Below are 13,780 nucleotides of genomic sequence, written 5' to 3'. Positions count from 1 at the left end.
GCATCCTGCTGCAGCGAGGTGATGTTGTTGGTGTTGGTGGTGGTCTGGTTGCCCAGGTTGGTGATCGCCGTGCTGTTGTTGGCGATGTTCGTGGTGTTCTGGCCGACCTGCTGGTTGGTCGCGTTGAGCTGCGAGCCGTTCACCGCATCGGTGCTGCTCGAGGACAAGGCACCCGCACCGACGTTGCTGATCTTCTGCGGCGAACCGCTGCCATGGCTGGCGTCGTAGGCGTTGAGCGAACCGTTCCACTGCAGCGCGTCCTGCTGCAGCGAGGTGATGTTGTTGGTGTTGGTGGTGGTCTGATTGCCAAGATTGGTGATCGCCGTGGTGTTGTTGGCGATATTCGTCGTGTTCTGGCTGACCTGCTGGTTGGTGCTGTACAGCTGCGAACCGTTGACGGCATCCGTCGAGCTGGCGCCGATGGCACCAGCGCTCACACCCGTGATCTTGCCCGAGCCGCTGTCGTTGACCGTCACGTTGCCGAACTTCGGTGCATCGGCGAGCTGCAGTTTGATCGCACCTGTCGCCGGGTCCGTCACTGTCTTGAGGTTGCCGCCCGAATAGGTGCCCGCGGTGGTGGCGCCGCCCTGGATCGCGAGGGTCTGGCCAAGATCGCGATGCACGCTGCCGGCGCTGTTGTCGTTGCCGGCGAAGTTCACACCCGCCGTGGTCACGCCGCTGGTCGCGCTGCTGAGCTGACTGACGTTGACTGCGTCGGTCGATGCCACGCCGGCCGCCACGTTGCTCAGCTGCTGTGCCGCACCCGGTGCTGCGCCGCTAGCGCCCGGCGCCACCAGCGCCAGCCGGTTGGCCTGCCCCGTCTGCTGCACGGGACCGACCGTACCGTTGGTCACGTTGTTGGTCAGGCTGGTCAGGTTGTTGGCGACGTTGCTGACGTTCTGGTTGGTGGCATTGAGCTGCGAACCGTTCACCGCATCGGTGCTGGTCGAGGACAACGCACCCGCGCCGACGTTGCTGATCTTCTGCGGCGAAGCGCTGCCGTGGCTGGCGTCGTAGGCGCCGAGCGTGCTGTTCCACTGCAACGCGTCCTGCTTCAGCGAGGTGATGTTGTTGGTGTTGGTGGTGGTTTGATTGCCAAGATTGGTGATCGCCGTGGTGTTGTTGGCGATGTTCGTCGTGTTCTGGCTGACCTGCTGGTTGGTGGCATACAGCTGCGAGCCGTTCACGGCATCCGTGCTGGTGGCGCCAAGCGTCGCCGCGGTCAGGTTGGTGATCTTGACCCCAGCCGCGGGCGCGCCGCTGCCGCCGGTGGCACCGAGCGTGATGGTGTTGCCGCCGGCCGCGTCGTACTTCACCGCGATGCTCGCGGTATTGGCCACGTTGTTGTTCAGCGCACCGAGCGCGCCGGCAACGGTGCTCTGATTGACCGGTGCGCCGACGGCGCCGACCGTGCTGACCGGATTGATCGGCTGGCTGAAGCCGCTGATCGTGCCGGTGCCGCTGTTGTAGGTGGCGCCACCGCCAAGGGTGCTGGCGGTGGAGTTGCCGAGATTGGTCACGGTGGTGCCGAGCGTGCCCACCGCCTGGTTGGTGGCGAACAGCTGGCTGCCGTTGATGGCGTCGGTGCTGGTCCCGCTGAGGCGACCGGCGGCCACGTTGGTGACCTGGCGCTCGGCCCCCGAGGCGCCCACGCTCACCACGCCGCCCGCGGCGGGCGCGGTGCCGGCGAAGCCGTAGGTGGTGCCGTTGATGGTGGCGTTGGCGGTGGGATTGGACGCCGCCACGGTAGTGTTGTTGCCCAAGGCCACCGCGCCATCCAGGCCGCTGGCGATGGTGACGTTGTTGCCCACCACGAAGGCGTTGTTGGCATTGATGGTGTTGTTGTTGCCCAGCGAGTACGAGCCGGTGCCGGTGATGACGCTCGGGTCGCCGATCGCGCCGGAGTTGTTGCCGCTCACCGTATTGCCGGTGCCGATGCTGATGCTCTGAGAACCGGTGGCCTTGGCGCCCTTGCCGAGCGCGATGGCGCTGCCGGCCGCACTGGCGGCATCGCCCGCGGCGAGGCCGAAGGCGGCCGTCACGCTGGCGCCGCGGCCGAGTGCCATGCCTGAGCTGGCACCCGCGGCAACGGAAGACTGGCCGCCGATGGCGATCGCATCGGTCGCTTGCGCGCTCGCGCCGGCGGTGGCATTGCCACCCAGTGCCACGGCACCGGCCGCGTTGGCGAGTGCGGATGCGCCCGTCGCCACCGAATTGCCGCCCGTCGCCTTGGCGCCATTACCCAGCGCAATGTCGTTGGCCGTTGCGGGCGTGCCGTTTACGCCGGCCACCGCATTGGTGCCTTGCGCGATCGAGTTGTTGCCGTAGGCATTGGCGGTGGTGCCCAGCGCCATGGCGTTGTTGGCGGAGGCCTTGGCGCTGGCGCCCAGCGCCATGCCGGCGTCGATCACCGTGCTGGCGTCGACCGTGGCGCCGCTGCCGAGTGCAAGGCCGCGCGTGGTGTTGTTGCTGGTGCTGGCGCTGGCGCCGATCGCCACGCCGCTGTTCTGTTGCGCGAAGCCGCTCTGGTCGGCATTCGCGCCGGTGCCCAGCGCGAAGCTCTGGCCATAGCTGGTGGCGCCCACGCCGATGGCGATGGCATTGATGTCGACGCTGCCGCCCAGCGCCGAAGCGCCCTTGCCGATGGCGATGGAGCCGGTGCCCGCGACCCCGGCACCATTACCGATGGCGACGGAATCGGTCGTGCCTGCATTGGCGCTCTTACCGATCGCCACCGCGTTGCTGCCCGCCGTGGCAGCATCGCCCGCGGCCAGGCCGAAGGCGGCCGACACCGAGGAGCCGCGGCCCACCGCGACGCCAGAGGTGGCGCTCGAAGCTACCGAGGACTGTCCACCGATCGCGATGCCATCCGAAGACGCAGCCTGCGCGCCCCTGCTGCCGTTGCTGCCGATCGCCACGGCGCCTGCACCCGATGCCGTGGTGGAATTGGCCACCGACAACGGCGTGGTGCCATTGCCGCCGGCACCGCCGATCGCCACCGAGTTGAGCGCGGTGGCATTGCTGCCGAAGCCCAACGCGGTGCTGCCGGTGCCGGAAGCTACCGTCTCCAGACCCATGGCAGTGCCCCACGCCGAGGCGGAGCTCTGGATGCCGTAGACCGATGCGCCGTTGCCGTTGGCCTGGGCGAACGCGCCATAGACGGTCACGCCGGTATAGCCGTTGCCGCTTGCGTTACAGCCGGCGACGTTGGAATAGGTGCCGCTGCCGTCCACCGCATAGGCCGAAGTCGTGCCGGGATTGATCCGGCCGACCGCGCCGCTGCTGCCCGTGGTGCAGCTCTGGCTGGAGTTGTAGGTATTGGCCAGGGCCGCCGACGGCCAGAACTGCACTACCGCGGCCAGTGCGGCCGCCAGCGTGCCGAGTTTGAGGCCGGCCGAAGCCGGGCCGCCGGCTGCGTTGCCGCCGTTGCCGTGCCGGCCGGTGGCCAGTTCCGATGCGACCACGAGCTGGCCCAGCGAACGATTCCACACCTTGCTGAAGATCTTGTTCATGACTTCCTCTCGCGCACCCATTGGGAGGCGCCGCGCATGGCGCGGATCACCTCATCGCCTGGAAAGCGGGGTGCGCGAGGCCGCATTGGGCCGCGCCGGGCGGAACGCCCAGCGACCGGTTCGGTAATGGTTCGCCTACCCCGTGGACCCCCGTCGAAACGAGATCCCGGCACTCAGGCGCCAGGGGGCTAGTGCCTGAGTACCGCCAGCGTTACCTCGCCGACACACACACATCCTTGGTGTGCGGGAAACCGGGTGCGGCACGGGGCGGGCGGTGAGCCCGAAAGAAGCGGACGTGCCCCGTCGCACTTGGTAGGGCATATTTTGGTGATATAGCGCACGCTTTGAATCAGAAAAGTCCTAGTGATAGGAAACTGTGCTTTAAGTCACGTAATAGAGCGAAACAGCGTGCTAGATGACCGCGCCCGGATTCCAGGCGCGACAGCGCGCCGGCCCTTGGGAATGGCCCGGGTGAAAACTTCTCTGGGGGAATGGACTACAGCAGCCCGTTGGAACGGGCGTAATCGAACAGCTGCTTGTCGCCTTCCAGGCCGAGCTTGCGCATGGCGTCGCGCTTCTGCTGGCTGATGGTCTTGACGCTGCGCCCGGTGCGGCGGGCGATCTCGGACACGGTCACGCCCTGGGCCAGGAAGCGCACCACCTCGGCCTCGCGCGGCGACAGCGCGCCGGTTTCGTCGCCGCCTTCGAGCTGGCGGCGGGTGCGCTCGCTCAAGTACACGCGGCCGGCCTTGATCACGTCGATGGCGAGCATCAGCTCGCGGGTCATCGCCATCTTGTCCACCACGCCGCGCACGCCGGCGCCGAGCATGCCCTGCACCAGGGCGGGGTTGCTGAGCATGGTGAGTACGAGCACGGGTAGCTGCGGCCAGTGTTCGCGCACGCGGGCGAGCATGGCCAGGCCGTCTTCGTCGGGGTTTTCGCCGGGCATGGCGAAGTCGGTGATCAGCAGGTCGCAGGGCTCGCGTTCGAGCAGCGCGAACAGCTCCTTGCCGCTACGCGCTTCGCCCACGATGTGGAAGCGATCGCCATAGCCCTGCAGGGCTGCCTTCAATCCCATCAGTACGACAGGATGATCGTCGGAAATGATGACCCGCAACGTGCCCTGCCTTGCCTGGGTAACCCCCTTGCCAACTGCCCCGGCGGGCTCCCCCCGACCGGTCCGTCCGGTTTGTACCGGAACGGCGGCAACAGTAGCATGAACGCGCAGCGGGACATGGACACCGGCCGCCTGCGCCACGGGGAGTATCGCCACCAGAGCAGGCCGCCGGTTGCCGGCGCGCTTGCCGCGCACCCGCTCGCCACCGCGTCGCCCAGGAACGCCATGCCCACCAAGCTTCGCCGTCTTCGTTCCAGGCTCGCGTTGTCCCGGCCGGCTGCCGCCGCGCTCGCCTTCACCTGGGTCGACAACATGCGGGTCGACAACATATGGATAGACAACCAGGCCGTACCGGTCACCGGCGCGACCCTGATGCTGGCCGGGCTGCTGATCCTGGTGGCGGTGGCCGCGATGGCGCTGGCCTGGCGGCTGCACCACCAGGCGGAGCAGCTGCGGCAGCTTGAAAGCGAACTCGCCGCCGAGCGCGCCGCGCGCAGCGCCGACAAGGGGCTGCGCGAAGTGGTGCAGCACATCCCGGTGGTGGTGTTCACCCTGCTGCGCGATGCCGATGGCACGCGCCACGTGACGTTCTCCGCCGGCGACGTGCAGGCGCTGTTCGGCCTGGACGCGCGCGAGCTGCTGCGCGACGGCGACGTGCTGCAGGAGCGGCCGCTGAAGGAGCGCGTCCATCCGGACGACGTGGACGCCTTCCTCGCGCTGATCTCGCCGATCAGCGGCGACCCGGCGCCACGCTCGCTCGACTTCCGCGCGTTCGGCGCCGAAGGCCTGCGCTGGATCCACGCCATGCTGGCGCCACGCGCGCTGCCGGAAGGCCGGCTCAGCCTGGCCGGCTATTTCATCGACACCACCGAACTCAATGCACGCAACGAAGCGTTGCGCATCGCGCGCGACGTGGCCGAGCGGGCGTCCAAGGCCAAGGCCGATTTCCTCGCCACCATGAGCCACGAGATCCGCACGCCGATGAACGGCGTGATCGGCATGCTCGAGCTGCTCGGCCGCACGCCGATCAATGCCGAGCAGCGCGAACTGCTGCGCGCGGTGGAAGACTCCGCCGGCGTGCTGCTGCAGGTGCTCAACGACATCCTGGATTTCTCCAAGCTCGAAGCCGGCGACCTGCGCCTGGACGACAGCGCGTTCGACCCGCGCGTGCTGGCCGACAACGTGGTCAGCGTGATGGCGGCGCGGGCGCAGGCCAAGGGCCTGGCGATCCGCCTGGCGGTGGACGCCACCGTCGCCGGAAGCCTGCGCGGCGACAGCGTGCGCCTGCGGCAGATCCTGCTGAACCTGTTGAGCAATGCCACCAAGTTCACCGAGCGCGGCAGCGTGTCGGTGCGCCTGGTGGTGCTTGGCGACGACGGTGCGCGGCAGCAGTTGCGCATCAGCGTGAGCGATACCGGCATCGGCATTCCGAAGGACAAGCAGGCGCATCTGTTCAATCCCTTCACCCAGGCGGAAGCCTCGACCAGCCGCCGCTACGGCGGCACCGGCCTGGGCCTGGCGATCTGCCGGCACCTCGCCACGCTGATGGACGGCACCGTCGAACTCGACAGCACGCCCGGCGCCGGCACCACCGTGGCGTTCGACGTGCGCCTGCCGGTAGCGCGGCGCGAAACGGCTACGCCGGCCTCGTTGCGCGGACGCCACGCCGTGGTGCGGCTCGCCGCGCCGGACCTCGCCACGGCGGTGGGCGAACAGCTGAAATCGCTGGGCATGACGGTGGAACTGGCGCCGCCGGAGCAAGCCTTGCGCGCCGGCATGGCGGCGAGCCTGCTGTTCGTCGATCCGGCCGACCGCGACAGCGAGACGCGGATCAGCTCGCATGTGGTGGCGGTGACCGAAGAAGCGATGCCCTCCGGCGGCACCGAGCGGCGCGACGAGCGCTGGCTGCTCAGCGCCAACCCGCTGCGCTGGCAGGCGCTGCTGCGGGCCTGCCTGGGTGTGCTGGAGCTGCGCGACGAGACGTATCCGCCGTTGCCCACGACATCCGAAGCAGCAGCGCCGGCCCCGGCTGCGCCTGCTGCGCTGCCCTCGCACCGCGGCTGCATCCTGGTCGCCGAAGATCATCCGGTGAGCCAGCAGCTGATCCAGCGCCAGCTCGCCGTGCTCGGGCTGGACTGCGAGGTGGTGGACAACGGCGCCGACGCCTTCGACGCGCTGTCGGGCCACGACTACGCCCTGCTGCTGACCGACTGCAACATGCCCGGACTGAGCGGCTACGAGCTGGCGACGAACTGGCGCCGGCACGAGGCGCAAAGCGGGGCCGCGCGGCGCCTGCCGATCATCGCGATGACCGCCAACGCGCTGGCCGGCGAAGCCGTGCGGGTGCGCGAGGCCGGCATGGACGACGTGCTGGCCAAGCCGCTGCAGTTGCTGCCGCTGAGCCAGATGCTGGATCGCTGGCTGCCGGGGAATGGCACGCCCGCGACGGCCGCGGGCGCCGCACGCCCGGGCCGCGGCGCGCCGCTGGTCGGCATGGCCGAGGCCGAGGACGGGCCCGCGCTGTATTCGGACATGCTGCGCGCCTTCACCAGCGCCAGCCATGACGACCTGGGCGAACTGCGGCGCAGCGTAGCGCACGCCGACCCGGCCGCCGCCGCGCTCAGCCTGCATCGGCTGCTGGGCGCGCTGCAGTTGTTCGACGACGGTCCGTTGCTGGACCAGGGCCGGCAGTTGCTCGAAGCCCTGCACGGTCCCGACGCCGCGGACACCCTGCCGCGCCTGTCCGGCTATGCGGCCGAGGTGGAGGCGCTGCTCACCAAACTGAACCAGCGGCCGGCCGATCAACGGGTTGGTTAGCTATTTTCGCAAGCGTCCGCGACAATAGGACTTGTCTGAATCCGCACGGGCAGATGGTTTTCTGGACGATCCATCGACCCGGAGGGACCGCGCGGAGAGCGTCAGGGGGCGCAACAGGAAAGAGGTTTTCCCATGACATACAGGGTTTGGGGGCGGCCCAGGCTCAAGCGCCGTTGGTGCACCGCCCCGTTCGTATTTGCCATCTTGCTGGCCTTCGCTTGCTTGGCGCAGGCCGCGCCGTCGTCGTCCGACTGGACCTACCGCGTACGTCCCAAGGACAACATCTGGGACCTGGCCGCCCGTTACCTGAAGTCCGATGTCCCGTGGCAGAAGCTGCAGGACTACAACCATGTCGCCGATCCCCTGCATTTGCCGCCTGGCATGACCCTCAACATTCCGGTCGCCTGGCTGCGCCTGGAGCCGGCCAAGGCCAAGGTGGTGGCGGTGATCGGCGAGGCCACCGCGAAACTGCCGGACAGCGCCACGCCGGTGCCGGTGAAGGCCGGCATGAGCTTCGGCTACGGCGCCAGCCTGAGCACCGGCAACGACACCAGCCTCACGCTGGAATTCGCCGACGGCTCGCGCGTGCTGGTGCAGGCCAATAGCGAGCTGGCGCTCGACCGCCTCAGCGCCTATGGCGATACCGGCATGGTCGATACGCGCCTGCGCCTGCAGCGCGGGCGCGTCAACAGCGACGTGCATCCGCTCACCGGCAGCGCGGCGCGCTTCAGCGTGTCCACGCCCGGCACCATCTCCAGCGTGCGCGGCACCCATTTCCGCGTGGTCGCCGACCCCGAGGGCGGCGCCGCACGGACCGAAGTGGTCGGCGGCAAGGTGGACGTCGGCGGCGAGAAGCGCCACGTGCTGGTGAAATCCGGCCGCGGCGTGGCTACCGCCGATGGCGCCGCACCGGGCCAGCCGCAGGATCTGCTGCCCGCGCCGGCGATCGCCTGCCCGAGCGGCGCGGTCAACCAGTTTCCGGTCGAACTGCAGTGGCCGGCCCTGGCCGGCGCCGAGCACTATCGCCTGCAGATCGCGCCGAACGAGAAGTTCGAAGCGCTGCTGCTGGACCGCGTGGTCAGCACCGCCACCGCCACCCTGCCCGAGCTGCCGGACGGCAGCTACGCCGTGCGCGTGCGCGGCATCGGCGCCGGCGCGCTGGAAGGACTCGACGGGGTCTGCCCGCACGTCACCATCGACGGCACGCCGCAGCCGCCGCTGATCGTATCGCCGCAGCCTGACCGCAAGGTGCGCGACAAGCGCCCCGAATTCCGCTGGACCGAGAGCGTGCAGGCGGTGTCGTACCGGTGGCAGCTCGCCGCCGACCCGGCGTTCGCGCAGGTGCTGGCCGAGCAGGACAACGCGCGCGGCGACGGCACCCGCGCACCGCAGGCGCTGCCGCTGGGCCGCTACTACTGGCGCGTGGCCAGCCGCGACAGCGGCGGCAAGGTCGGCCCGTATACGCATGCGCTGCCGTTCGAGCTGGTGGAAGAACCGCCGGTGCCGGTACCGGGCGAGCCGAAACGCTCGAACGGCGACCTGGTGCTGAGCTGGCCCGGCGGCACGCCCGGCCAGCATTACCACGTGCAGCTCGCGCGCGATCCGCAGTTCGCCAAGCCCGAGGTGGACGCCACGGTCGACAAGCCGGAGCTGGATCTGAAGAAGCTCAAGTCCGGCAAGTGGTACGTGCGCGTGCAGACCATCGATGTCGACGGCTACGCCGGCCCGTGGAGCCCCGCGCAGAAGACGCGCATCTCCTGCGTGTCCTGCCGCTGGGCGATCGCCGGCGGCGGCGCGGCGCTGCTGTGGCTGGCGCTGTGACGCAATGAGCGGACGCGCCGTCGTTTCGTTGCAGCGACGGCGCGCCCGCGCATGAAGCGCTTCCATCCGATGGCGCTGCTGGCCCGCGCACTGGGCTGGATGATCGGTGTGGCGGCGCTCACCCTGGTGCTGGCCAGCGGCCTGGCCATGCGCCTGGACAACGCTTTCTACGACCTGCACATGCGCCATTGGAGCTACCGCCCCGGCGATGCGGTCGCCATCGTCGCGATCGATCCGAAAAGCCTGTCCACGCTAGGCAACTGGCCGTGGCCGCGCGCCACCCACGCGCGCCTGCTGGACCGCCTCAGCGAAGCCGGCGCGCGCGCGGTGGGCATGGATATCACCATGGCCGAACCCGACCTGCGCCATCCGGAAAACGACCAGGTGCTGGCCCAGGCGATGCGGCGCAACGGCCGCGTGCTGATGCCGGTGTTTCCCGAAGCCGCCGATCTCGGCGGCACGCTGGAGGAAATGCTGCCGACGCCGCAGCTCGCCAGCGCGGCGGCGGCGTTCGGCCACGTGGACGCAGCCAAGGACGAGGACGGCGTAGTGCGCGGCGCGTATCTGCGCGCCGGACTGGGCAGTCCGTATTGGCCGGCGCTGGCGCTGGCGGTGCGCGACTTCGGCCTGCGCGGCGAACAGGCACACGACCCGCCCAGCCTGCACCGCTCGACCGTGGACAGCGCCTCGCCTTACCAATGGCTGCGCGACGACTACGTCATGCTGCATTTCGCCGGCCCCGCCGGCAGCTTCGACCAGGTGTCTTATGTCGACGTGCTCGAAGGACGCGTGCCGCCGGCCCTGCTCAAGGATCGCTGGGTGCTGATCGGCGCCACCGCCGCGGGCCTGGGCGATCTGCTCGACACCTCCGCTTCCGGCGGCAGCGAGCGCATGCCCGGCGTCGAATACCAGGCCAACCTGCTGGAATCGATACGCAGCGACAGCACCTTGTCGCCGCTGAATTTCAGCGGACAGCTGCTGCTCGGCGCGGCGCTGCTGGCGTTTCCGTTCCTGCTGTATGGATTGCCCGGCTTCCGCTCGGCCTGGGTGGTCGCGCTGGTGGCCTTGGCGGCCTGCTTCCTGGCCAGCGCCGGCCTGCTGCGCGAGGCGCGCTACTGGTGGCCACCGACGGGCTGCGCGGTGGTGATCCTGGCCTGTGCCGGCGTGCTGCGGCTGCTGCAGGGCGCGAAGCGGCGCGGCTGAGGCGCGTTCATTCGATGATCCGATGCTGGCGCGCCAGCTCGATCAGCTCGCGGATATTGGCCAGGCCCAGCTTGTCCATCAGGTTGCGCTTATGCGCACTGACGGTCTTGTTGCTGATCGACATATGCCGCGCGATATCGATATTGGCCATGCCCAGCGCCAGGCAGCGGAACACTTCGAACTCGCGCCGCCCCAGTTCGTACAGCGGGCTGCGCGTGCCCTTGGCCGCCAGGCTGGAGGCGGCGTCCATGATGCCGCGGCTGAAATAGATCTTGCCGCGCACGATCAGCTGCGCCGCGGCGACCACGTCCTCCATCGGCGCGCACTTGTGCACGAAGCCATCGGCACCGGCGCGGAAGGCGCGCACGCCGCTGACGGTTTCCTCGCTGGCGGAAATCATCAGGATGGCGATCGGCCCACCGCCCTCGCGCAGGCGGCAGATCACTTCGATGCCATCCGGCTGCGGGATGTCCAGATCGATCACCAGCAGATCCGGCTGCAATTCCGTCGCGACGGACAGCGCCGACTGGCCGCTGGTGCATTCGGCCAGCACTTTGAATTCCCCGGTGCGTTCCAGCATGGAGCGGATCGCTCCATTGATCATGGGGTGATCGTCGACGATGACGGCGGTGAACATGCCGCGGCCTCCCTGTAGTGAATCACCATGGCTCGCGGCTGGCAGGCAGCCGCTGCAGCCGTCGGCAGCCCGCTGCCGTCAGTAGCCCACTTCGCTCGCGTACGCGTAGATCTCCATGTCGGAGCGCAGCCCGAGCTTCTTCATCGCGTCGGTCTTCTGCTTGCTCACGGTCTTCACGCTGCGATCCAGCTTGCGCGCGATCTCGGTAACGCTCATGCCGGCGACGAGCAGGCGGATGATCTCGCCTTCGCGGTCGGTCAGGCGGGTGATCGAGTGGGCGCCGAAACGCGCCAGCCGGCCTTCGAAGGTGGCACTGACGAACACGTGGCCGGTCGCGGCGAGCCGCACTGCGGTGTGGATCTCGGCCATGGCGGTGGACTTGTCCACGATCGCCTTCACCCCCGCCGCCAGCAGCGCCTGCAGCAGGGCGACGTTGCGCAGCATGGTCAGCACCACGATCGGCAGCTCCGGCCGCAGCGCGCGCAGCCGCTCGATCAGGCGGATGCCGTCCGGCGAACTGTCGCTGGGCATGATGTAGTCGGTGACGACAGCATCGCATTCGACCCGGCTGAGCAGGGATACCAGCTCCACCGGACAGGACGCTTCGCCGACGACACGGATGTCGCTGCCGGCGAGTACGGCCATGACCCCCTTGCGAATGATCGGGTGGTCGTCCGCCAGAATGATCCGGATGTTCGCGTCGTTCGTGGTATTCACTGAGCAATCTCCTTGGCTACGTAGCGCCTGGGTAGCGGATAGACCGGGGTTCGCCATGGCTGATCCGCCGATGCGCCATCCCGGGAAGACTCGCGTCGGGTAGTTCTGCACGCAGAGTTCAACGTTCTAGTGCGGCGCCCGATGTGTTTCCATACGAAAAGTCCGAAATCGCATTCGTATTGTTTGTATTCGCGAAGGCCTCGGGGCCATTCCAGTGCAAGGCGTCAATAAAGCCGGCCAGATACTCGTGCAAGGCTTTCGCATGTCCGAGCACTTCTTCCTCGCCCTGGCCGAGCTCGACCGCGATAGCCATGCCGGCAAGCCGCTGCGCGCCGAAGAACGAGCCCATGCCGCACAGGTAGTGCGCCACTTCGCGCAGGCGCTGCACATGGCCTGCGTCGAGATGGACCAGCAGGCGCTGCTCCTCGTTGCGCACGAGTTGCAGGTAGTCGTCCATCGCAGCCGCATCCTCGCCGAACACGTCGACCAGGCGCCGCGCCACCCGCTGCGCGTCTTCCCGCGCCGGAGCCGCCGGCTCCTCCGATGGCTGGCGCACGGCCAGCCCTGCTGGCGCCTTCGATGCATCACAGGCCGCGATGTTCATGCAGCCGCGCATGACGAAGCGCGGATCCGACCAGGTACTGCCTTGCTCGTGCAGCGAGAAGCCCATCCACTCGCACAGCTTGCAGGCGGCGACCCACGCCAGCTCGTCGCCGTGGCCGGTGGCGTCGGCGGAAGGCGATGGCGACTGCCGCGCGGACAACACCAGTTCGAGCGACTGCCAATGCGCGCCCTCGGACAGCACGCTGATCTGCCATTGCGGCGGCCGGCCCAGGCCGCGAGAAAGGAAATGCGCCAGCAGCTTGTCCAAGATCTGGCGCAGGCCGCCGCCATCGCCGATAAAGCGCGCGGCGATGCGCGGGTCCAGTTCCAGCTGGATCTCCTGGCCGCCCGCGTGCCTGCCCAGCACGCCCGCCACCAGCTCGCGCAGATCGAAGGGATGATGAGCGGGTGGCGCGGCATCGGCCTCCAGCCGGGCCAGCACGAGCACGTCCTCCAGCCGCGCCTGCAAGGTGCGCGACGCCTGTTCGGCGCCATCGACCAAGGCGCGTTGCCGCGGCGTGAGTTCGGAGTAACCGAGCAGCTCGAGCGCGCCGACGATGCCGGTAAGCGGCGTGCGCACGTCATGGCTGATTGCTGCGAGCGTGGCGCGGTCCAGCGCGATCGCAGCGCCGCCAGTTCCCGTCGGCGCCGCTGTCGACGGTACCGCTGTCGATGGTGCCGCTGTCGACGGTGCCGCTGTCGACGACGCATCCGTGGCAGCGGTTTCGTCTGCGGCGCGCGCCGGCTCGATGGGACGGCGGCGAGAGAGCCGCCATGCCAGCGCGACCGCGCCAAGCAGCACCACGCCGAGGGCGACATGGACGAAGCCGTACTCCCGCGGCCGGACCAGCGTCTGCACTCGCTCTGACAGGTGCCCACTGAGTTGTCCTATCCATCCCTTCCCAATCTCGGTCCATATCTCGGTACTCATGAGACGCATTGCCCGACTTCCTCCTGCCGCCGTGGACGCTTCCATCCCGGCCAGCTGCTTGGATCACTGCGGATCAGACGCCTGCATGCCCCTTTCGGTCGTCCGTATCGGACTTCCCATTACCGCTGCGCCTACATGTGGCCGGAATCGGCTGTAGGCATTCTGGAACGGACGACGCTGCATAAGGCATGGGAGTAGTCCGAAAAATCAGGCGGATAACGCAAGCCCATGAATCGTTCGGCAAAACAGCGGACATCCCTGGCGCTTGCGCCCTCAACGGCCGTTACGTAGAATTCGCGGCTCACTGCCGGAATAGCTCAGTTGGTAGAGCGGCGCATTCGTAATGCGTAGGTCGTAGGTTCGATTCCTATTTCCGGCACCAGCTTGAAAAACGAAAAGCCCTGGAAAGCATGCTTTCCAGG

The 13,780-nt window shown here is 68.4% G+C and carries 8 protein-coding genes and 1 tRNA gene; 4 read left to right on the top strand and 5 right to left on the bottom strand.

The window, feature by feature from the left end:
* A partial coding sequence (locus AB4083_RS09915; protein ID WP_441607622.1) for an ESPR-type extended signal peptide-containing protein occupies positions 1-3,512 on the bottom strand: 3,512 nt, incomplete at its 3' end.
* 496 nt (positions 3,513-4,008) lie between these two features.
* Positions 4,009-4,629 carry a response regulator gene (locus AB4083_RS09910; protein ID WP_441607621.1) on the bottom strand — a complete coding sequence of 207 codons (621 nt, stop codon included), beginning with the start codon at positions 4,627-4,629 and terminating at the stop codon, positions 4,009-4,011.
* A gap of 99 nt (positions 4,630-4,728) precedes the next feature.
* Here AB4083_RS09910 and AB4083_RS09905 point away from each other — a divergent pair, with 99 nt between their 5' ends.
* The 3 genes from AB4083_RS09905 (at position 4,729) to AB4083_RS09895 (ending at position 10,470) form a co-directional block, all read left to right on the top strand.
* A complete protein-coding gene (locus AB4083_RS09905; RefSeq protein ID WP_441607620.1) occupies positions 4,729-7,446 on the top strand; it encodes an ATP-binding protein in 2,718 nt (905 codons plus the stop codon).
* A 132-nt stretch (positions 7,447-7,578) separates the two neighbouring features.
* The gene (locus tag AB4083_RS09900) at positions 7,579-9,267 is read left to right on the top strand and encodes a FecR domain-containing protein (protein WP_441607619.1); all 1,689 of its coding nucleotides are present in this window, start codon (positions 7,579-7,581) and stop codon (positions 9,265-9,267) included.
* A 51-nt stretch (positions 9,268-9,318) separates the two neighbouring features.
* Positions 9,319-10,470, top strand: coding sequence for a CHASE2 domain-containing protein (locus AB4083_RS09895; RefSeq protein WP_441607618.1), 1,152 nt, complete (start codon positions 9,319-9,321; stop codon positions 10,468-10,470).
* 7 nt (positions 10,471-10,477) lie between these two features.
* Here the strand turns inward: AB4083_RS09895 and AB4083_RS09890 are convergent, their stop codons facing one another.
* From AB4083_RS09890 to AB4083_RS09880, 3 genes are all read right to left on the bottom strand, one after another.
* Positions 10,478-11,107, bottom strand: coding sequence for a response regulator (locus AB4083_RS09890; protein WP_441607617.1), 630 nt, complete (start codon positions 11,105-11,107; stop codon positions 10,478-10,480).
* A gap of 78 nt (positions 11,108-11,185) precedes the next feature.
* A complete protein-coding gene (locus tag AB4083_RS09885) occupies positions 11,186-11,824 on the bottom strand; it encodes a response regulator (RefSeq protein ID WP_441607616.1) in 639 nt (212 codons plus the stop codon).
* A 118-nt stretch (positions 11,825-11,942) separates the two neighbouring features.
* Positions 11,943-13,286 (bottom strand): sensor histidine kinase, encoded by a 1,344-nt coding sequence (locus tag AB4083_RS09880; RefSeq protein WP_441607615.1) that lies wholly within the window; start codon positions 13,284-13,286, stop codon positions 11,943-11,945.
* Between the two features lie 378 nt (positions 13,287-13,664).
* On the opposite strand from AB4083_RS09880, the gene AB4083_RS09875 reads away from it, so the two are divergent.
* Positions 13,665-13,740: transfer RNA gene (locus tag AB4083_RS09875), tRNA-Thr, on the top strand.
* Positions 13,741-13,780 lie beyond the last annotated feature (40 nt).

The organism is Dyella sp. 2RAB6, from assembly GCF_052115385.1.
GTDB lineage: Bacteria > Pseudomonadota > Gammaproteobacteria > Xanthomonadales > Rhodanobacteraceae > Dyella_D.
The sequence above is the reverse complement of the archived record's forward strand: the minus strand, read 5'-3'. Positions and strand labels throughout refer to the sequence as shown.